This window comes from Massilia eburnea (genome assembly GCF_009720745.1).
GTDB classification, from domain to species: domain Bacteria; phylum Pseudomonadota; class Gammaproteobacteria; order Burkholderiales; family Burkholderiaceae_D; genus Rugamonas; species Rugamonas eburnea.
In genome coordinates this window covers 26,920-47,377 of sequence record NZ_WNKX01000033.1, presented here as the reverse complement: position 1 = coordinate 47,377, position 20,458 = coordinate 26,920, and the positions used below count along the sequence as shown (strand labels likewise).

The 20,458-nt window shown below is 63.0% G+C and carries 14 protein-coding genes; 5 read left to right on the top strand and 9 right to left on the bottom strand.

From position 1 onward, the window contains the following. The 4 genes from cpaB to GM658_RS26120 all read right to left on the bottom strand — a co-directional run. On the bottom strand, positions 1–713 hold a 713-nt coding region (gene cpaB, locus GM658_RS26135; protein WP_155457023.1), incomplete at its 3' end, for a Flp pilus assembly protein CpaB. Next, positions 710–1,999: a DUF8689 domain-containing protein gene (locus tag GM658_RS26130; RefSeq protein ID WP_155457033.1), complete on the bottom strand. Its 1,290-nt coding sequence runs from the start codon at positions 1,997–1,999 to the stop codon at positions 710–712. The genes GM658_RS26130 and cpaB, both read right to left, overlap by 4 nt. Before the next feature lie 67 nt (positions 2,000–2,066). Next, on the bottom strand, positions 2,067–2,504 hold the full coding sequence (locus tag GM658_RS26125; RefSeq protein WP_155457021.1) for an A24 family peptidase: 438 nt from the start codon (positions 2,502–2,504) through the stop codon (positions 2,067–2,069). A gap of 48 nt (positions 2,505–2,552) precedes the next feature. Further along, positions 2,553–2,726 carry a Flp family type IVb pilin gene (locus GM658_RS26120; protein WP_155457019.1) on the bottom strand — a complete coding sequence of 58 codons (174 nt, stop codon included), beginning with the start codon at positions 2,724–2,726 and terminating at the stop codon, positions 2,553–2,555. A 299-nt stretch (positions 2,727–3,025) separates the two neighbouring features. Between GM658_RS26120 and GM658_RS26115 the strand changes: the two genes are divergently transcribed. From GM658_RS26115 to GM658_RS26095, 5 genes are all read left to right on the top strand, one after another. Further along, complete coding sequence (locus tag GM658_RS26115; protein WP_155457017.1) at positions 3,026–4,072, top strand: GGDEF domain-containing protein; 1,047 nt, start codon at positions 3,026–3,028, stop codon at positions 4,070–4,072. Between the two features lie 55 nt (positions 4,073–4,127). Continuing rightward, positions 4,128–5,060 (top strand): LysR substrate-binding domain-containing protein, encoded by a 933-nt coding sequence (locus tag GM658_RS26110; RefSeq protein WP_155457016.1) that lies wholly within the window; start codon positions 4,128–4,130, stop codon positions 5,058–5,060. Positions 5,061–5,371: 311 nt separating this feature from the next. After that, entirely contained in the window at positions 5,372–8,905 is a 3,534-nt protein-coding gene (locus GM658_RS26105) for an indolepyruvate ferredoxin oxidoreductase family protein (RefSeq protein ID WP_155457014.1), read from the top strand. 169 nt (positions 8,906–9,074) lie between these two features. Continuing rightward, the gene (gene icmF, locus GM658_RS26100) at positions 9,075–12,368 is read left to right on the top strand and encodes a fused isobutyryl-CoA mutase/GTPase IcmF (protein ID WP_155457013.1); all 3,294 of its coding nucleotides are present in this window, start codon (positions 9,075–9,077) and stop codon (positions 12,366–12,368) included. A gap of 302 nt (positions 12,369–12,670) precedes the next feature. Further along, the gene (locus GM658_RS26095) at positions 12,671–14,146 is read left to right on the top strand and encodes an alkaline phosphatase D family protein (protein WP_155457011.1); all 1,476 of its coding nucleotides are present in this window, start codon (positions 12,671–12,673) and stop codon (positions 14,144–14,146) included. Here GM658_RS26095 and GM658_RS26090 read toward each other — a convergent pair. Genes GM658_RS26090 through GM658_RS26070 form a run of 5 tightly spaced genes read right to left on the bottom strand, consistent with a single transcriptional unit; the run spans position 14,143 to position 20,386 of the window. Beyond that, a complete protein-coding gene (locus GM658_RS26090) occupies positions 14,143–15,153 on the bottom strand; it encodes a substrate-binding domain-containing protein (protein WP_155457009.1) in 1,011 nt (336 codons plus the stop codon). The two genes, GM658_RS26095 and GM658_RS26090, sit on opposite strands and share 4 nt — an antisense overlap. After that, positions 15,150–16,412 carry an MFS transporter gene (locus GM658_RS26085; RefSeq protein ID WP_155457008.1) on the bottom strand — a complete coding sequence of 421 codons (1,263 nt, stop codon included), beginning with the start codon at positions 16,410–16,412 and terminating at the stop codon, positions 15,150–15,152. The genes GM658_RS26090 and GM658_RS26085 overlap by 4 nt, the downstream gene beginning before the upstream one ends. Next, complete coding sequence (pgmB, locus tag GM658_RS26080) at positions 16,376–17,047, bottom strand: beta-phosphoglucomutase (RefSeq protein ID WP_155457006.1); 672 nt, start codon at positions 17,045–17,047, stop codon at positions 16,376–16,378. The genes GM658_RS26085 and pgmB overlap by 37 nt, the downstream gene beginning before the upstream one ends. Next, positions 17,044–19,356 carry a glycoside hydrolase family 65 protein gene (locus tag GM658_RS26075; protein WP_155457004.1) on the bottom strand — a complete coding sequence of 771 codons (2,313 nt, stop codon included), beginning with the start codon at positions 19,354–19,356 and terminating at the stop codon, positions 17,044–17,046. The genes pgmB and GM658_RS26075 overlap by 4 nt, the downstream gene beginning before the upstream one ends. A 52-nt stretch (positions 19,357–19,408) precedes the next feature. After that, a complete protein-coding gene (locus GM658_RS26070; protein ID WP_229417076.1) occupies positions 19,409–20,386 on the bottom strand; it encodes a LacI family DNA-binding transcriptional regulator in 978 nt (325 codons plus the stop codon). Positions 20,387–20,458 lie beyond the last annotated feature (72 nt).

The window sequence follows — 20,458 nt, the reverse complement described above, 5'->3', positions numbered from 1 at the left end:
GGCGCCGCGGCGGCCGCGCCCAGGACGCTGTGCCGCGTGGCGCCCGCTGTTGCAGCCGGCCGCGGGTCGACCTGGTTGCGCAGGACCAGCGACAGCGTGCCCACGCTGCGCGCCAGGTCCAGCCTTTCGGCCTGGTCGGGCGTGACTTCCAGCGTGACGGCGTTCACCACGCGCGGCTTGGTGTCGTCGCGCGCCACTTCCTGCGCCACGGCCAGCACCAGGATGCGTTCCAGCACGATCTTGGACAAGGCCGGTTCGCCGGCGCTATTTCCCTGTCCCGGCGCATGCACCAGGATGTCGACGAAGTTGCCCGGCAAGGCAAAGCCGGCCACCCCGACCACATCGTTGACGCGCACGGTGATGGCGCGCTTGCCTTCCGCGATCAGGGCCGACAGGCCGCCCAGGGTGCCGGCCGGCGCCAGCTTGGACGCCGTCACAGGTTCGCCGCGCTGCACGCTGGTTTTCAGCACCCGGCCGGCCAGCGGCGCCAGCTCGCGCAGCGCGCCCGCCGGCAAGTGGCTGCCAGGCCAGTCGGCCAGCGCCAGCATGTCCGGCGCCAGTCGCTGGCCCAGGCCGACATCGGCCGCCGCTACCGCAATGCGCACGGTGGACGGCGCCGATTGGCGCGCCAGCCAGCGCGATGCCAGCAGCACGGCCGCCAGGCCCAGTACTGCCGCCAGGCCCAGCATCAGCAAGCTGCGCCGGCCTTTCATGCGGCACCATCGGCGAAGATGCTGGACCAGGCCTGGTCCAGCGTGGCCGGATTCAGGCTTGGCACGGTGCCGGCGAAGCCCGCGAATTCCGCCACCCGCGCCACGATCTCGCGCGGCAGGCTGGCCAGCAGCGGCTGGCCGCTGCCGCGGTGCAGTTCGCCCACCAGGTAGGCCAGCGCGCCCTCGTCGGCATCGATGCCGCGGGCACGGCATTGCTGGCGCAGCAGGCTGCGGTAGCTCGCTTCCGGCAGCGGGCCCAGCGCCACCTTGTAGCCGATGCGGCGCAGCGCAGCGCCATCGAGCAGCGTGTGCGGCGCCATATTGGTGGCAAAGGCCAGCGCCGCCTGGCAAGGAACGCTGAAGGCATGGCCGCCCGGCAACGCCAGCTGGTCGGTACCGGTGTCCAGCAATTGCGACAGCCGGTTCAGCAGGGCGTTGGCCGGCAGGCGCTGGCGTCCCAGGTCATCGATGATCAGCAGGCCATGGCTTGCCTTCAGCTGCGGCGGCGCCAGGTAGCAGCCGCCGGCAGGGTCATGGCGCAAGTCCAGCATGGCGCTTTCCAGCTCAGCCCCCAGCTGCACCATGGGACGTTGGCACAGCAGCCAGCGCGTGTCGCCGCCGCGCGCGCCGGACAGGCGGCCCGGCAAAGACGGCGGCGCCAGGTGCACCGCCGCGTCATACAGCTGGATGATGGCGCTGCCCACCGCCACGGCATACGGCACGGCCACCTGGCCCTGCAGCAGGCGCCCCAGCTTGCGCGCCAGGGTGCTCTTGCCGCTGCCGGACGGACCGTACAGGCAGACCGCACGGCCGGCGTGCATGGCCGCGCCGACCAGCTCATGGATGCGCGGCGGCAGGCAATCGTCGGAAAATACCGCAGCCACGTCGGAGGCCAGCACCGGCGGCAACTGCAGCGCCTGCCGCTGCAACTGGGCGCGCCAGGCTTCCAGCGGCACCGGCGCCGGGCCGATATACGGTGCGCGCTGCAGCCATTCGGTGGCGCGCTGGCGGCCGATGCCCGTCAACTGGTACTGCACATCGACGTCCGAATCGCCGCGCCATGCCACTTCCACCACCTGATCGCGCTGCAGGCCATCAAGCACTTCGCGCAGCACATTGATCGACAGGCGCAGGCGGCCGGTCAGCACCGACAGATGGCATTTGCCCGCGCCCAGGAAAGTCTTGCCGGCCAGTTGCGCCAGCATGGCCGGCTCCAGCCCGGTGTCCTGCACGCTGCGCGGCGGGGCGGGCAACAAAGGCTGCTCATCGTCTGCAAAATCGATCATGGTGACCTCCTTGTTGGAAACGATGATAGCCATGGGTTTCCAGATGGATATTGAGGCGGAGCAAATGTCAGCGATGCGCCAACGCAACGCTAGCAATCGTGCCGGCGGCGATCGCCACCGCATACGGCATGCCGTCAGCCTTGCCGCCGCGCCAGCGCGCCAGCTGCAGGCAAACCAGGGCCAATACCCCGCCCGCCATGGCGCTCAGCAAGGCGACCTGCAATGCCTGCCACGGTCCGACAAAGCTGCCGGCCATCGCCAGCAGCTTGACGTCGCCGCCCGCCATCCCGCCCAGCGCATACAGGGGCAGGAACAGCAGCAGGCCAATGCTGGCGCCGGCCAGGCCTTGCGCCAGCAAGGCGCCGGCACCGCCGAGCCGCCAATGGAGCGCCAGCGCGAGCAGCATGCCTGTCAGCACCAGCACGTTAGGGACGCGGCGCCAGGCCAGGTCGGAAGCCGCCGCCTGGAAAACCAGGCACAGCAAGATGATCTCGAGTCCGCTCATGGTGAAATGGCCAGCGGCCCGGCCGCCACCGGACCGCCGGCCGCCCGCTTAGCCCTGCAAGGCAGTCTTGACCGCGTCGAACACGGTCTCGAGCGCCCCCTTGACGGGGGTCAAGGCGGTCGCCACCGCCACTGCAATCACGGAAGCGATCAAGCCATACTCGATGGCTGTCACGCCTCGCTCATCCCGGATGAAACGCCTTACTGCCGAAAGTGCTGTCATGATGGATCTCCTTGGCTAGGAAAAGTCTGATGCCTGTGCAGCGCATCATTGGCTTTACTATAGGAGCCATTCCTACGGGCAAGTTGACATTGCGCAAGCTTTCCGCACAGAACTTTTCCTCGCTGTGCCGTGTTCTATGTCAAACTGGCGTTACGGGAAGTGTGTTGCAATGAGGTCGCGTTTTACATGAAATTGCGCAAAGTTAATTGCCGAGAAAACAAAAAAGATTTATGCTGATCAGCTATCCTTAAGAAAGCCCCTTTGCTTTGCCACTGAGCGCCTAGTTATCGGACACTCACATGGATTCCCTACTGAAACATATGGTGGACATGACCGGCCACCGCGATCACACGATGCTCGACATCTCGGTGATCTCGGCGGTAGCGGAATTGGCGTCCGCCACGCAGGCACGTGTGCTGAGCATCGTCAATGTACGAGGCCAGCTGTACGTGCGTCCGCGCGCCGTGATCGAGCGCGGCCGTCCTGCGCGCATGGAAGAGTATGCGGACCTGGCAATGCCCGGCGATCCGGTCAGCATGTTCCCCGCCCTGGCGCGCTGCCTGGCCCACCATGAATCGAGCGCCGACTACATGTCGCCCGATGGTGAGCACACACTCTGGCTGCCGATCTGGATGGGCGACAAGGCGGATACCTGCCTGGAAATCATCAATCCCACCCCTTATACCAGCGATACCATCCACATCATTGGTGGCATCGTCAGCGTGTACCGGAATTTCCAGAACCTGCTGGACTACAGCGAACGCGATTCGCTGACCGGCCTGCTGAACCGCAAGACTTTCGACGACCAGCTGGCCAAGATGCTGCAAGCGACCATTGAGCACGACATGCTGGCCGTGCCGCCCGATGGCCTGGAGCGCCGCTCCCCCCACGAGCAGGAAAAGCAATGGCTGGCCGTGGTCGACGTCGACCATTTCAAGGCCGTCAACGACAAATTCGGCCACCTGTATGGCGACGAAGTGCTGATCCTGATCGCCAACCTGCTGCAATCGTCCTTCCGCGCCCAGGACCGTGTGTTCCGTTTCGGCGGCGAAGAATTCGTAGTGCTGCTGCGCTCGTCCACGCTGGAAAATGCCAAGAAGATCATCGAACGCTTCCGCATGAACGTGGAACAGCACGAATTCCCGCAAGTGGGACGGGTCACGGTGAGCGTCGGCTTCGTCAGCATCAGCGCCTATGAAGCGCCGGTGATCATCCTCGGCCGCGCCGACCAGGCGCTGTACTACGCCAAGAGCCACGGCCGCAATATGGCCTGCCACTACGACGAACTGGTCAGCGGCGGCCAGCTGCAGACCGTCGAGTCCAACGATACCGCCGAATTCTTCTGAGTCCTTGGCTGTCCTTTTGGATGAACATTGTTTAACAATGTTATCCTAGGGCATTATGGAACTTCGTCAACTGCGTTACTTCGTCGCCATCGTCGACCATGGATCACTGTCGCGTGCGGCACTCGTATTGCATGTGGCCCAGCCAGCTCTTACCCAGCAGCTGCGCCAGCTGGAGGAAGAACTGGGCGCACAGCTGCTGCATCGCAGCGCGCAAGGCGTGGTCAGTACCGATGCCGGCAAGGTGTTTTACGACCACGCCCAGGCCATCCTGAAGCAGGTTGCCGATGCCCGCTCCGCGGTGACCCACTCCGCCCGGCCTTCCGGCAGCGTGACCATGGGCCTGCCGCACAGTATTTCGGGCGCACTCGCGCTGCCGCTGCTGACCGCCGCACGCGAGCAATATCCCGACATTACGCTGCAGTTGACCGAAGAACTGACCGGGAACCTGGCAGAACAGCTCAAAAGCGGCCGCGTCAACCTGGCCGTGCTGTTTGACGACGGCCAACTGACCCCGTTTGCCACCACCCCGCTGGCCGAAGAAGAACTGCGCTTCATCTGCCGCCACGACGCGATCTGGTTCAGCGACCGCAACACCGTATCGCTGCAACAAGCCCTGAACACCACGCTGATCCTGCCCGGCCTGCAGCACGGCGTGCGGCCACGCATTGAAGCCATGGCGCGTGCCGCCGGCCTGGTGATCGGCAACGTCATCGAAATCAACTCGATCGCGATTCTGAAGTCCGCCATCATGGCCGGCATGGGCGCGACGATATTGCCGGTCGCCCCCGTGCTGCCGGAAATCGAGCATGGCCAGATGCGCAGCGTGCGCATCAACAGCCCCGCCATCAGCCGCACCGTCGTGCTGTGCGCCTCGCGCAACATCCCCCTGACTAATGCCGCCAACGCCATCGCCGCCTTGACCCAGCAAGTCGCCGCCGACCTCTGCCGCGCCGGAACCTGGCCCGGCGCCCGCCTCCTCTCCACCTGACCGGTTGAGCCCGTGTCCCACCTTGGGGTCACACCCGAAATGAGACACGGCCTCAGCCATCACAGTAGAGGCCGTGTCCCGTTTCGGGTGTGACCCCAGGGTGGGACACGGGCTGGGCAGTCGGGCGGTCATCACTTTTTCTTATACCCCCATCCCCAAACCGTATTTCCGTATACGTAAAGTAAAACGTAGACTTCGAGCTTGAAAAGGCCTGCACATCCGCAGGCGTTGTGACTTAGGCAAGGACGCGCTTACCCGGCGCTCACCAATGCCAGGCACGCACCGAATCATGAATTTTGGAGACAGCCACCATGCCAGACGGCAGCAACTCGCCCGTACTCAACGACGTCAGCCTCGACGACAAATACACTTCCACCACCGGTAAAGTCTTCCTGTCCGGCATCCAGGCGCTGGTGCGCTTGCCAATGATGCAACAGATGCGCGATGCGCGCGATGGCCTGAATACCGGCGGTTTCATCTCCGGCTACCGCGGTTCGCCGCTGGGCGGCCTGGACGAAACCCTGTGGAAGGCGCAGAAGCACCTGGAAAAGCACAATGTGCAGTTCGTACCCGGCGTGAACGAGGACCTGGCGGCGACCGCCGTCTGGGGTTCGCAGCAGGTTGACCTGATCGGCCCGGCCAAGTATGACGGCGTGTTCGCCATGTGGTACGGCAAGGGCCCGGGCGTGGACCGTTGCGGCGACGTCTTCAAGCACATGAACCATGCCGGTACGTCGAAGAACGGCGGCATCCTGCTGGTGGCCGGCGACGACCACGGCGCTTACTCTTCTACCCTGCCGCACCAGTCGGACCACATCTTCTCCGCCTGCATGATCCCGGTCCTGTATCCATGCAATGTGCAGGAATACATCGACCTCGGTATCCACGGCTGGGCCATGTCGCGCTTCTCCGGCTGCGCCGTTGCCTTCAAGGCGCTGGCTGACACCGTGGAGTCGAGCGCTTCGATCGACGCCGATCCGTTCCGGGTCGAAGTGAAGATCCCGCAGGACTTCGTGATGCCGGAAGGCGGCCTGAATGCCCGCCTGTCGTCGATTCCCCTGGGCCAGCAAGCGCGCAACCAGGAAGCGCTGATGCAGGACTATAAGATCTACGCGGCCCTGGCTTACGCCCGCGAAAACAAGCTGAATCACACCACCATCGATTCCAAGGACGCCAAACTGGGCATCATCGCCTCCGGCAAATCCTACCTGGACGTGCTGGAAGCGCTGGAAGAACTGGGCATCGATGAAGCCATGGCCGCCAAGGTTGGCCTGCGCCTGTTCAAAGTCTCGATGCCATGGCCGCTGGAGCCGGACTCGGTGCGCGAATTCGCGCAAGGCCTGGATGAAATCCTGGTGGTGGAGGAAAAGCGCCAGTTTGTCGAGTACCAGTTGAAGGAACAGCTGTACAACTGGCGCGACGACGTGCGTCCTCACATCATCGGCAAGTTCGACGACAAGGGCGAGTGGGTTGCGCCGCGCGGCGAATGGCTGCTGCCGCCGAAGGCTGACTTCTCCGTGTCGCAGGTGGCGCGCGTGATCGCGGGCCGCGTGGCCCGCTACATCGCAGACACCAATATCCAGGACCAGATCAAGGCCCGCCTGGCCTTCCTGGAAGCCAAGGATGCAGTGCTGAAGAAGGCGATCGAAACGCCGTTCCGTCCGGCTTTCTACTGCTCCGGCTGCCCGCACAACACGTCGACCAAGGTGCCTGAAGGCTCCTTCGCGCTGGCCGGCATCGGCTGCCACGTGATGGCGACCTCGATCTACCCTGAAATGAACAAGCTGACCACCCATATGGGCGGCGAAGGCACGCCTTGGATCGGCCAGGCTGCATTCAGCAAAGTGCCGCACGTGTTCCAGAACCTGGGCGACGGTACCTACTTCCACTCCGGCTACCTGGCGATCCGCGCGGCCGTTGCTGCGAAGGTCAACATCACCTACAAGATCCTGTACAACGACGCCGTGGCGATGACCGGCGGCCAGCCAGTCGACGGCACCGTCTCCGTGCCGATGATCGCGCAGCAGATGGCGGCCGAAGGCATCAAGCGCATCGCACTGGTGACTGAAGACCTGTCGCGCTACACCGACCGTTCCGCCCTGCCTAACATCGTTTCCCTGCACGACCGCAAGGAGATGGATGCCGTACAGCGCGAAATGCGTGAACTGCCTGGCTGCACCGTGATCATTTACGACCAGACCTGCGCCGCCGAGAAGCGCCGCCGCCGCAAGAAGGGCGAGTTCCCTGACCCTGCAAAACGCATGGTCATCAACGAAGCAGTGTGCGAAGGCTGCGGCGATTGCGGCATCCAGTCCAACTGCGTCTCGATCCTGCCGAAGGAGACTGAATTCGGCCGCAAGCGCACCATCGACCAATCGAGCTGCAACAAGGACTTCTCCTGCACCAAGGGTTTCTGCCCATCCTTCGTCACCGTTGAAGGCGGCACGCTGAAGAAGACCAAGACCGGCACCGCGAAGACCGACGACTGGGGCGATATCCCGGCGCCGGTGCTGCCAAGCATTGAGCAGCCATACAACATCCTGATCAACGGCATCGGCGGCACCGGCGTGATTACCGTCGGCGCGTTGATGGGCATGGCCGCGCACCTGGAAGGCAAAGGCGCTTCCGTGCTGGACATGACCGGCATGTCGCAGAAGAACGGCTCCGTGACTTCCCACGTCAAAGTGGCGAAGACCCCGGCCCACCTGCGTGCGCAGCGTATCGCCACCGGCGAAGCAGACCTGATCCTGGGCTGCGACATGCTGACTTCGGGTGCTTACGACGCCGTGTCGAAGATGCGCCCAGGCCGTACTTTCGCCATCGTCAACCAGCACGAGCAGCCGCCAGGCACCTTTGCGCAGAACGCCGACTGGCAGTACCCGGCTGAAAGCGTGGAAGCGCTGATCACCGAATCCGTCGGCGGCGCCCAGTCGGTGGACTTCATCAACGCCACCAGGCTGGCGACCGCGCTGATGGGCGATTCGATTGCCTCCAACCTGTTCATGATGGGTTACGCCTGGCAGAAGGGCCGCATCCCACTGAGCGAAGCCGCGCTGCTGCGCGCGATCGAGCTGAATGGTGTGGCTGTTGAATCGAACAAGCGCTCCTTCCAGTGGGGCCGCCGCGCCGCTGTGGACTTCAAGCGCGTCGAGAAGACTGCGACACCGACCCAAGCTGTCGTGGTGCAGATGCCACAGTCGCTGGAGACCGTGATCAAGAAGCGCGTGGAATTCCTGACCGGCTACCAGGATGCTGCGTATGCCGCCTCCTACGAGGCGCTGGTGGCCGAAGTGCGCGCCAAGGAAACCTCGCTGGGCCTGGGCAACAAGCTGTCGACGGCGATTGCCAAATCGCTGTTCAAGCTGATGTCCTATAAAGATGAATATGAAGTAGCGCGCCTGTACACGGACGGCCGGTTCGTTGAGCAGCTGAAGACCCAGTTTGAAGGTGACTTCTCGCTGAAATTCAACCTGGCGCCGCCGCTGTTCGCAAAGAAGGATGCCAAGGGCCACCTGGTCAAGGCGGAATACGGTTCGTGGATGTGGAAGGCGTTCCAGCTGCTGGCCAAGTTCAAGGGCCTGCGCGGCGGTGCGTTCGATATCTTCGGCTACACCGAGGAGCGTAAGATGGAACGCGCGCTGATCACCGAGTACCGCGCCGTTGTGGCTGAGCTGATGGCTGGGTTGTCGGCTGGCAACCACGAGCAGGCGGTGGCGATTGCTGCCCTGCCGGAGAAGATCCGCGGCTTTGGCCATGTGAAGGAAAAGGCTGTGGCCGAGTACAAGATGGCTAAGGGCAAGATGATGGCGGCGTTTAAGAGCGGCGCTCACGCGCAGGCTGCCTAAACCCGGTAAACCTGGGTCAGACCCGAGGGTCTGACCCTGTCTACTGAGCCGGTAATGGATGGGTCTGACCCTTGGGTCTGACCCTGGTTTACCGGGTTTAAGAATTGCTTGACTTGACGTTAACGTAAACGTCATATAATCAAAAATCCTCCGTTCCAAGGAACAAAACATGAACGACATCGCCAACGCCAAGAAACTGTCCGCCGAGCCGGAGCAGGCCAAGACCGCGAACAAAGTCCGCTTTGTCACCGCCGCGTCCCTGTTCGACGGCCACGACGCCTCGATCAACATCATGCGCCGCATCCTGCAATCGCAGGGCGCCGAAGTGATCCACCTGGGTCACAACCGCTCGGTGGACGAAGTGGTCACCGCGGCCCTGACCGAAGACGTGCAAGGCATCGCCATCTCCTCCTACCAGGGCGGCCACGTCGAATACTTCAAATACATGATCGACCTGCTGCGCCAGCGCGGCGGTTCGCACATCAAGGTCTTTGGCGGCGGCGGCGGCGTGATCGTCCCGAGCGAAATCGCCGACCTGCACGACTACGGCGTGACCCGCATCTTCTCCCCTGAAGACGGCCAGCGTATGGGGCTGGTCGGCATGATCCAGTGGATGGTGCAGCAATGCGACGTCGACCTGTCCACCTACTCGCCGACCCAGCTGGACGCTATCCGTCAAGGCGACATCGAACAGCGCCACCGCCCGCTGGCCCAGCTGATCACCGCGCTGGAAAACGGCAAGGCCTCCGACAAGCTGCGCGCCGAACTGACCGCTGCGGCGAAAACCATGACTGCCCCGACCCTGGGCATCACCGGCACCGGCGGCGCAGGCAAGTCCTCGCTGACCGATGAACTGATCCGCCGCATCCGCCTGGACCAGGGCGATGCGCTGAACATCGCCGTCATCTCGATCGACCCGTCGCGCCGCAAGTCCGGCGGCGCGCTGCTGGGCGACCGTATCCGCATGAACGCGATCAACCCCTGGAACGGCAAGACGCGCGTCTTCATGCGCTCGCTGGCGACCCGTGAAGCCGGTTCCGAAATTTCCCAGGCGTTGCCTGACGTGATCGCAGCCTGCAAAGTAGCGGGCTTCGACATGGTAATCGTGGAAACCTCCGGCATCGGCCAGGGCGACGCCGCGATCGTGCCGCACGTCGATGTCTCCATGTATGTGATGACGCCGGAATTCGGCGCCGCATCGCAGCTTGAAAAGATCGACATGCTAGACTTCGCCGACTTCATCGCGATCAACAAATTCGACCGCAAGGGCGCGCAGGATGCGCTGCGCGACGTGGCAAAGCAGTACCAGCGCAACCGCGAACTGTGGACCAAGCGTCCGGAAGAAATGCCGGTATTCGGTACCCAGGCTTCCCGCTTCAATGACGACGGCGTAACCGCGCTGTATCAAGGCCTGCTGCCGAAGCTGGCCGAAAAGGGCCTGAACACCAAGCCAGGCCTGCTGGGCAAGACCGATGTGCGCTTCAGCTCCGGCAAGAACGTGATCGTGCCGCCGGCACGCGCGCGCTACCTGGCCGAGATCTCCGACACCGTGCGCGGCTATCACAAGAAAGCACAAGCACAAGCCAAGCTGGCGCGCGAGCGCCAGCAGCTGCAGGAATCCAAGCGCATGATGGCGGTCGCCGGCAAATCGGTTGCCGACTTCGATGACTTGATCATCGAGCGCGACCACGCCATGGACGGCGCTTCCAAAAAGCTGCTGGCCCAGTGGCCGGACATGCAGGCTGCCTACGCGGGCGACGAATACGTCGTGAAAATCCGCGACAAGGAAATCCGTACCGGCCTGGTACAGCACACCCTGTCCGGCACCAAGATCCGCAAGGTCTCGCTGCCGAAGTACGAAGACCACGGCGAGCTGCTGCGCTGGCTGATGCTGGAAAACGTCCCCGGCTCCTACCCGTTCACCGCGGGCGTGTTCGCGTTCAAGCGTGAAGGCGAAGATCCAACCCGTATGTTTGCGGGCGAAGGCGATGCATTCCGTACCAACCGCCGCTTCAAGCTGGTTTCCACCGGCATGGATGCGAAACGCCTGTCGACTGCATTCGACTCCGTCACCCTGTACGGCGCTGATCCTGCGATCCGTCCCGACATCTACGGCAAGATCGGCAACTCCGGCGTGTCCATCGCGACCCTGGACGACATGAAAGTGCTGTACGACGGCTTCGACCTGTGCAACCCGAGCACTTCGGTCTCGATGACCATCAACGGCCCGGCGCCTGCGATCCTGGCGATGTTCATGAACACAGCCATCGACCAGCAGATCGCCAAGTTCGTCGAAGAGAACAAGCGCCAGCCGTCCGAAGACGAGTACCAGAAGATCAAGGACTGGGTGCTGATGAACGTGCGCGGCACCGTGCAGGCCGACATCCTGAAGGAAGACCAGGGCCAGAACACCTGCATCTTCTCGACCGAGTTCTCGCTGAAGGTGATGGGCGACATCCAGGAATATTTCGTGCACCACCAGGTGCGCAATTTCTACTCGGTGTCGATTTCGGGCTACCACATCGCGGAAGCGGGCGCGAACCCGATCTCGCAGCTGGCCTTCACGCTGTCCAACGGCTTCACTTTCGTGGAAGCCTACCTGGCGCGCGGCATGCACATCGACGATTTCGCACCGAACCTGTCGTTCTTCTTCTCCAACGGCATGGACCCGGAATACACGGTCCTGGGCCGCGTGGCACGCCGCCTGTGGGCAGTGGCCATGAAAGAGAAATACGGCGCCAACGACCGCTCGCAGAAGCTGAAGTACCACATCCAGACTTCCGGTCGCTCGCTGCACGCACAGGAAATCGACTTCAACGACATCCGCACCACGCTTCAGGCGCTGATCGCGATTTACGACAACTGCAACTCGCTGCACACCAACGCCTACGACGAAGCGATCACCACGCCGACCGACGAATCCGTCCGCCGCGCACTGGCGATCCAGCTGATCATCAACCGCGAATGGGGCCTGGCGAAGAACGAAAACCCGAACCAGGGCGCCTTCATCATCGAAGAACTGACCGACCTGGTGGAAGAAGCCGTCCTGCAGGAATTCGAACGCATCGCCGAACGCGGCGGCGTGCTGGGCGCGATGGAAACCGGCTACCAGCGCGGCAAGATTCAAGAGGAATCGCTGCTGTACGAGCACAAGAAGCACGACGGCTCGCTGCCTATCATCGGCGTGAACACTTTCCGTAACCCGAAAGGTTCGGAAGCCCCGGCCACCATCGAACTGGCGCGTTCCACCGACGATGAAAAGCAATCGCAGCTGACCCGCCTGGCGGACTTCCACGCCCGCAACGCGGATGCAGCACCAGCCGCCCTGGCCGCACTGCAAAAGGCCGCCATCGACAACGAAAACGTGTTCGCCAAGCTGATGGACGCAGCCCGCGTCTGCTCCTTGGGCCAGATCACGACCGCGCTGTTCGAAGTCGGCGGCCAATACCGCCGCAACATGTAATCGAAGGAAGGTGTCAGGCCCCGTGGGTCTGACACCGGTTTACCGGTTTAATGGAAGAACAGGTAAATCAGCAGCAGCACAATCCCCGGCACCCCCAACAGCCAAGCCAAGAAATACTTTCCCATAGCAGCCTCCTGTAATGAATAGGTCTACAGGCTACAGGCTAGAGCCCGCACTGCAGGCCGTCAGTTATCCAAAGCACCAATCCGCGATATTATTTACTGTTTAATAATATCGAAAGGCTTGGCAATGGCAGTAGTCTTAGGTCCCATCCTGAAGTTCTGCGGGTGCAGCAATGGAAAATGGAGCGTCAGCGCGCTGGCCGTCTGGTCAGGCGACGACGCCCCCCAGTCAATGCCGCAATACTGCCTGGCGCCACTGCCGAGGCATCCCAACTGGCGATCACCTCGCGCCGCTTGCGCACCCGCCTGCACAAACGCGCCCTGCACACAGTCGAGCGCTGGCAATTCGACATCGACCAGCACGCGACGCGCGAGCTGCAGGTCCAATACAGCGTCGACGGACAGCCCTACTCCTTCACCGTCCCGGCCCGCGGCAACGCCCCTACCTGCGCCTATACCTCCTGCAACGGCTTCTCCGACTACAAGAAGATGAAGGACATCCCGCAGGATCCGGTCTGGAACAAGATGCGCGACAACCACGCACAGCGCCCCTACCACCTGCTGCTGATGGGGGGCGACCAGATCTACAGCGACGCCATGTGGACCACTACCGCCCTGCACGACTGGGCCGCCGCACCGAATGACAAAAAGCTTGCCAACAAACCGGTCACCAAGGCCCTGCAAACCGACATCGACGACTTCTTCTTCGGAAACTACCTGAAGGTCTGGGCCTATCCGCACGTGGCGCGCATGCTGGCCACCATCCCCACCGTGATGATGTGGGATGACCACGACATCATCGATGGCTGGGGTTCCTACCCGGACAAATTCCAGCAATCGCCCGTTTTCAAGGCGATCTTCAATGTGGCGCGCGACTACTTCCTGCTGTTCCAGCAGCACTGCGCTTCGGAAGCGGAGGTGCCGATGCGATTGCCGATGCAGCCGGCCTTCACGCAAGCTGCGCGCTTTGGCGATTACGGCCTGCTGGCTCTGGACCTGCGCAGCGAGCGCACGCCCGACGTGGTAATGGGCGAGCAATCCTGGCAGGCCGCCTACGCCTGGCTGGATGCCCAGAACGATTGCAAGCACCTCCTGATCATGTCCAGCATCCCCGTGGTGCATCCCGACTTCAGCACGCTGGAAATGCTGCTGTGCGCCCTGCCCGGCCAGCAGGAGCTGGAAGACGACCTGAAAGACCACTGGCTAAGCCGCACCCACCAATGGGAGCGCCTGCGCCTGATCCACCGCCTGCAGGAATGGTCGCAGCGCACCGGCGGCCGCGTGACCATCCTTTCCGGCGACGTGCACGTCGGCGCGATCGGCGCCATTGAATCGAATCAGAAGCACTACGCTGGGAAGCCAATCACCATCCACCAGCTGACCTCCTCCGGCGTGGTGCACCCGCCGCCACCGGCAATGGCGCTGTTCTATCTCGAACACGTGGGCGACAAGGTGGAGCAGCTGGAAGGCGGCATCACGACTGCGATGTACAAATTCCCCGGCACCTCGCACCGCTACATCGGCGCCCGTAATTACCTGAGCCTGGAACCCGACCGCGCCGAGGACGGCCGCTCCCGCAACCGCCTGTGGGCCAACTGGCACGTCGAAAACGAAGCGCAGCCCTATCGCCAGGCTATCCTGCCTTTAGCGGACTAGCGCGCGGCAGGCCCCATGGTCGCGCCGGACAGCAACTCCGGCTGCCACAGCTCTTGCAGGCTGGCGGCGGGTTTGCCATTGATCAGGGCGAGCAGCATGTCGGCCATTTTTGCACCGGCGGCGCGGGCGTTGGGCTGGTCGATGGTGGTGACGTCGATGTCCGCCAGGGTGTCGGCCATGCTGCCCCAGACGATGAGGGAAACCTCGCGGCCAATGGCAATACCCGCATCGAGAAGAGCGCGCACGGCGCCGACGCCGGACAGGTGGTTGTCGACCACGATCGCGCTTGGACGCGGGGATGCAGCCAGCAATGCTTGCACTGCGCTGTATCCGGCGCGGCGGTCGATGCAGTCGTCGACCAGGTAGCGCGGGTCGACGGCAAGGCCGGCGCTGGACATCGCTGCAAAGAAGCTGGCGCGGCGCTGCGTGGCGAAGTTCATGGCCAACGGTGCGCTGATCATGGCGATGCGCTGGTGGCCCAGCGACAGCAAGCGCTCCACCGCCATCCGGATGCCGGCCTGGTTGTCATAGTCGAACCACGCATAGGGCGCGTCGAGCTGGGTGCGGCCATGGGCAATGAAGGGGAAACCGACGCGCGCCAGGTATGCAATGCGCTCGTCATGCACCTGCGTGCGGCTTACCACCAGTCCGTCGACTCGGCGCCCGCGCACCATCTGTTCATATGACGGCATTTCGTTGGCCTGCGACACCGGGGCGATGATGAAGTTCATGCGCTGCCGCTCCAGCGCTTCCGACATGCCGCCCACTACTTCCAGGAACATGGCGTCGCCGAGGTCGGCCGGCAGCAGCGGATAAATCGTGCCGAGCACATTGCTGCGTCCCACCGCCAGGCTGCGCGCCATGGGATTGGCTTCGTAACCCGCCTCGCGCGCAGCGCGCAACACGCGCTCGCGCGTCAACTCACTGACTTCGGGATAGCCGTTCAGCGCGCGGCTGACGGTTGTCTTCGACATGCCGAGTTTGTCGGCGAGGTTCTTCAGATTCATTGCGAAATTATAGCTGGTGCCTCCAGGCCGCCGTCACTTCCGTCCACCGCACGTTTGAAGAAGTACAGCGTGACCAGCACGATCGCAATCGGCACCAGCGTCAAATAAAACGCAAAGTGCCCGCTGAAGGCGCCGAACACATAGCCGGTGATCAGCGAGCCCGTGGTTCCGCCCAGCGCCGAGAAGATCACCAGCAGGCCGGTCATGGCCGAATGCTGGTGCTTGGGCAAAGAGCTGAGCATCACCGAATTGATGCCCGGGTAGACCGGCGCCATGAACAGGCCAATCAGCGGGAACAGGAAGGCCGCCAGAGGCGCGTCGCGCCATCCCGCTCCTGGAGCGACAACCACATCATGCGTCATTGGCAAAGCGATCAGGACCACCGCCCCCATGCCGAGCAAACAGGCGTTCATCACTGGATACCAGTTCAGGCGCCGCATCAGCACACCCGCCGACAGGCGGCCCGCCGCCAGGCAGGCGGCGAAGATGCTCGTGACCTGCACGCTCATTGCGGCAGGCAGGTGCAGGATCTCGTTATTGAAGGTCGGCAGCCAGGTGCCTACGCTCTGTTCGATCAGCACATACAGGAAGGCAGTCAGCACGAATACGCACACCAGCGGCTTGAAGAACAACTTGAGCATGGCCGCGAATTCCTGGGGCAAGCTGCGCGCTTCCGGCGGCGCCGCCAGCCGCTCATCAAACGGCGTGGCGAGCAGCAGCACAAAAGTCAGCGCGCACAGGCCTGCCAGCACCCAATAGACGTGCAGCCAGCTTTGCGAGCGCGGATCGGCCGAATCGATGAAGAAGCTGAATACCCAATAGGCGCACAGCACACCCACCATGAAGAAACCTTCCAGGGTATTCATGATCCCTGCGTGCTGGCGGCGGTCGGCGGCGACCAGGCCAAGCGTGGAGTAGACCGACACCTTGACCAGCGCGAATGAGATGCCGACGCACAGGAACAGCACCTTGGTGGTGGCAAACGATGGCAATAGCGGCATCGCCAGCGCGGCGCCGGTCACGATGGCGAGCCCGGTCAGCATCGCCTTCTTGTACCCGATGCGCGGCAGGAAGCTCGCCACCAGGAAGGACACCACGGCAATCGGCAAATCCTTGAAGCCTTCCAGCACGCTGGCGGCGGATTTGCTGACACCGTAGTTGTTGATGACCTGCAGGATCACCGTGCCAACGCTGTTGAGCAGGATGGCGAAGGTGAAATAGATCAGGAACAGGACCCAGATGATGCGCCGGTTTTGCATAGTGTCTCCATCATATTTTTGAATTGTTCCAGCCCCGGGATCACCGTGTCCGCCTGCCACAGGGTGGCCGGCTGGCCTACTCCAATGGCAAACATGCCGGCCGCCTTGATGGCGGTGACGCCGGCAGCGGCGTCCTCCACGCCAACGCAATCGGCCGGGTCTACGCCCAGTTCCGACGCGGCGCGCAGGAAGATTTCGGGATCGGGCTTGCCGCGCGCGATCGTCGCCGCGTCTACGACATAGTCGAATTTGTCAGTGATGCCGAGGCTTTCCAGCACCGTGAAGGCGTTTTTGCTGACCGACGCAAGGCCCACCTTCAAGCCCTGCGCACGGCACCAGTCCAGCGCAGCCACCGCACCGGGCAGCAGGTCGGCTGGCGACATTTCGGCGATCAGCGTCTTATAGTGCGCGTTCTTGCTGTCGGCCAGCGCCAGCTTCTCGGCGTCGCTATAGCTGCGCGATGCACCGGCCAGTATCAGTTCCAGTGAGCCCATGCGGTCGATGCCCTTCAGGTTTTCATTGAAGGCTTCGTCGAAATGCACGTCCTGTGATTGCGCCAGTTTTTGCCAGGCGAGGAAATGGTAGTGGGCGGTATCGGTAATCACGCCATCGAGGTCGAAGATAACGGCTTTCATGCGAACTCCTTGACCGGCGCTGCCGGGCTGACGGTGACGGGTGTGCCACGGTGCTGGAAGGCCAGCGCTTCGCCGCGCAGCAGCGTGTACTGCGTTCCGGCCGCGCTGACGCGGACCTGCAGCAGGCTGCCGTGCAGGTGGATGCGGAACTGGTAGTGCTGCCACTGCTTCGGCAGCGTCGGTGCGAAGCGTACTTCTCCGTTCACCACGCGCATGCCGCCGAAACCGTAGGCCACGCCGAGCCAGGTGCCGGCCATGGCGGCGGTGTGTACGCCGTAGTGCGTGTTGCCGTGCGTGTCGTCCAGGTCCAGGCGCGCGGTTTCCATGAAGTAGTCGTAGGCCTTGTCCTGGTAGCCCACTTCCGAAGCGATGATGCTGAAGATGCAGGAGGACAGCGAGGAGTCGTGCGTCGTTACCGCCTCGTAGTAATCGAAGTCGCGCTTCTTGTCTTCCAGCGTGAACTGCTCGCTCAGCAGCAGAAGCGCGAGCACCACGTCAGCCTGTTTGCACACCTGGTGGCGGTAAATGACCATCGGGTGATAGTTAAGCAGGAGCGGGTATTTGTCGTCCGGCGTACCGGCAAAATCCCACACTTTCTTGTCGAGGAAGCTGTCGTCTTGCGGGTGGATGCCAAGCGTTGCGTCGTAGGGCAGCAACATTGCAGCGGCGGCGCGGCGGAATTCTTCCAGCTCGCCGTCGGCCAGCGCCACCGCGGCCGAGATGCGCGCCCATTCCAGCGGCTGTTCGCGGGCGATGCGCTCGGCTACCGAAGCGGCGAACTGCATATGCAGCTTGGCCATCGCGTTGGTGTAGTAGTTATTATTCACCAGCGCCGTGTATTCATCCGGTCCCGTCACCTCGTTGATCACGAAGGCGCCGGCGCGGTTATAGCTGCCGATCCCAAGCCAGATACGCGCGGTTTCAAGCAGGATCTCGGCGCCGTATTGCAGCAGGTAGGCATCGTCGCCCGTTGCGTCCATGTACTGCTTGATCGAATAGGCCACGTCGGCGTTGATGTGGTACTGCGCGGTGCCGGCCGGGAAGTAGGCCGAGCATTCTTCGCCGGCGATGGTGCGCCACGGGTAGAGCGCACCCTTGGCGTGCGCCATCTGGCGCGCACGTTCGCGCGCGGCGGGCAGGCCGGCATAGCGGTATTCCAGCAACTTGCGTGCGATCTCGGGCTTGTTGTACAGGAAGAAGGGGAAGATGTAGATCTCCGTATCCCAGAAATAATGGCCTTCGTAGCCTTCGCCCGTCACGCCTTTGGCGGAGATATTGGTCTTGCCGTCGCGGCCCACCGATTGCAGCAGGTGGAACTGGTTGAAGCGGATCCCTTGCTGGAGCGCGTCGTCGCCCGCTACTTCCACGTCGGCTTGCGCCCAGAAGTCTGCCAGGTAAGTCTCCTGCTGGGCGGCCAGCTGGTCGAAGCCCAGGCCGCGCGCCGCTTCAAGTTCGGCGCGGGCGCGCGTCAGCAGTTCGTCGGCCGCGTAATCGCGCGAACTGTAATAGCAGCCGTACTTCACCAGGCGCACCGGCTGGCCTGCCTGTACGGGCACGGTGTAGGACTGCACCAGGCGGTAACCGTCCTGGCCAAGCTCCTGCGTGTGCGCGGCATCCAGCACTTGGGTTGCGGCGCTGACCAGCGTGAAACCGCTGTTGTGGGTGCGTTGCTGCAGGGCCGCGAAGTGCGGCGCCAGCTCGGTGCCTTCCAGCTTCAGCGCAGGACCGGTCGTGGCCGATCCCACGCGCGGATCGTCGCCCGCTTGCTGGTTGCGCACTTCGCCATCCACGGTGCAATCAAACCGCAGCACGGCGTCGGAGCCCAAAGGCGTCGCAGTGAATTCAATCGCGAACAGGTGCTTGCTGGCGAAGCTGACCAGGCGGCGGCTGCGCAGCTGCACGCGGCGGCCCGACGGCGCTTGCCACACAACGTCGCGTTCGAGCAGGCCGGTGCGGAAGTCCAGGCGGCGCGCATAGCTCTCCACCCGGCCTTGCAGCAGGTCGAAGCGCTCGTCGCCCAGCCACAGTGCGATGCCCTTTGCATTCGGCACGTTCAGCATGAACTGGTTATTGCGCGCCAGGCCAAAAGCGTTTTCGGGATACTGGATCGGCTCCGATTCGTAGAAGCCGTTCAGGTAGCTGCCATCGAGCGAGGTGCCGGCCGGGCCGGCATAGCCTTCTTCCGGCGTGCCGCGCAGGCCGATATAGCCATTGCCCAGCGCGAACAGTGTCTCATCCAGGAAATTCGACGCCGCATCGAAGGATGTTTCGCGGATACACCAGGCGTCGAGAGGGTAAGTGTGCTGCATCTTCATCCTTCTTTTTCATTCAAACCGGTTTGGATTCGGTATAAAAAATTTTTTAAGTATGTCGTACGATCAAGGCGGTCGGCAGGGTTTCGGAAGCTACTGGGCGCCCCTCCAGCAAATCCAGCATCTTCTTAGCCAACAGCACGCCGCCATCGCGCAAGTACTGGTGCACGCTGGACAGCGGCGGCACGAAACTCACGGCGCCCGGCGTATCGTCGTAGCCAATGACCGACACCTGCTCCGGCACGCGCACGTCGCGCTCGGCCAGCGCGCGGATCGCGCCCATCGCCAGCAAGTCGCTGGCGGCAAACACGCCGTCGAACGACAAGCCCTTCTTCTTCAGCAGGGAATCCACACAATCAAAGCCGGCCTCGAAAGTGAATGCCTTCGGCCGCATGATGTGCACACTGCCCTGCCCTCCCAGCGCATCGATAAAGCCTGCGCAGCGTTCCTGCACCTCGGCATGGTCCACGTCGCCGAGGAACAACACCTTCTTGCGCCCCAGGTCGATGAAGCGCTGGGCGACGCTGGCGCCGCCCTTGCGGTTGTCACTGCCGACCACTACGGTGTCCGCGCCCGCTTCCGGCGCGCCCCACACCACCAGCGGCTGGCTGCGCTTTTTGAGCGCAGTGACCGCTTCGCCATGCGAACCCTGGCCCAGCAGGATCAAGCCGTCGGCGCCTTGCACCGGGGCCGTATCGAGCAGCTGGCGCGAGGTCAGCACCACGCTGTAGCCGGCCGTCGTCAGCTCCTGCGTGATCCCGCCCAACAGTTCCAGCGGGTAGGGGTCGGACATGGGCCGACCCTTCTCGGGTGTCATTTCCACCACAACCGCCACCGAATACGAACGCCCCATGCGCAGGTTGCGTGCGCTCACGTTCAGGCGGTAGCCCTGGGCTTCCGCGATCTGGCGCACTTTCTCCCGCGTTTCTTCCGTCACGAGGGGACTGCCACGCAGGGCGCGCGACACGGTAATTTTCGAAACCCCTGCCAGCTTGGCGAGGTCTTCCATAGTTTTATTGACAGCCATGCGGGGCATTATGACAGATTTCCAAACGGCGCAACAACAAAATGACATCGATAACATTTAGATTGACATCGA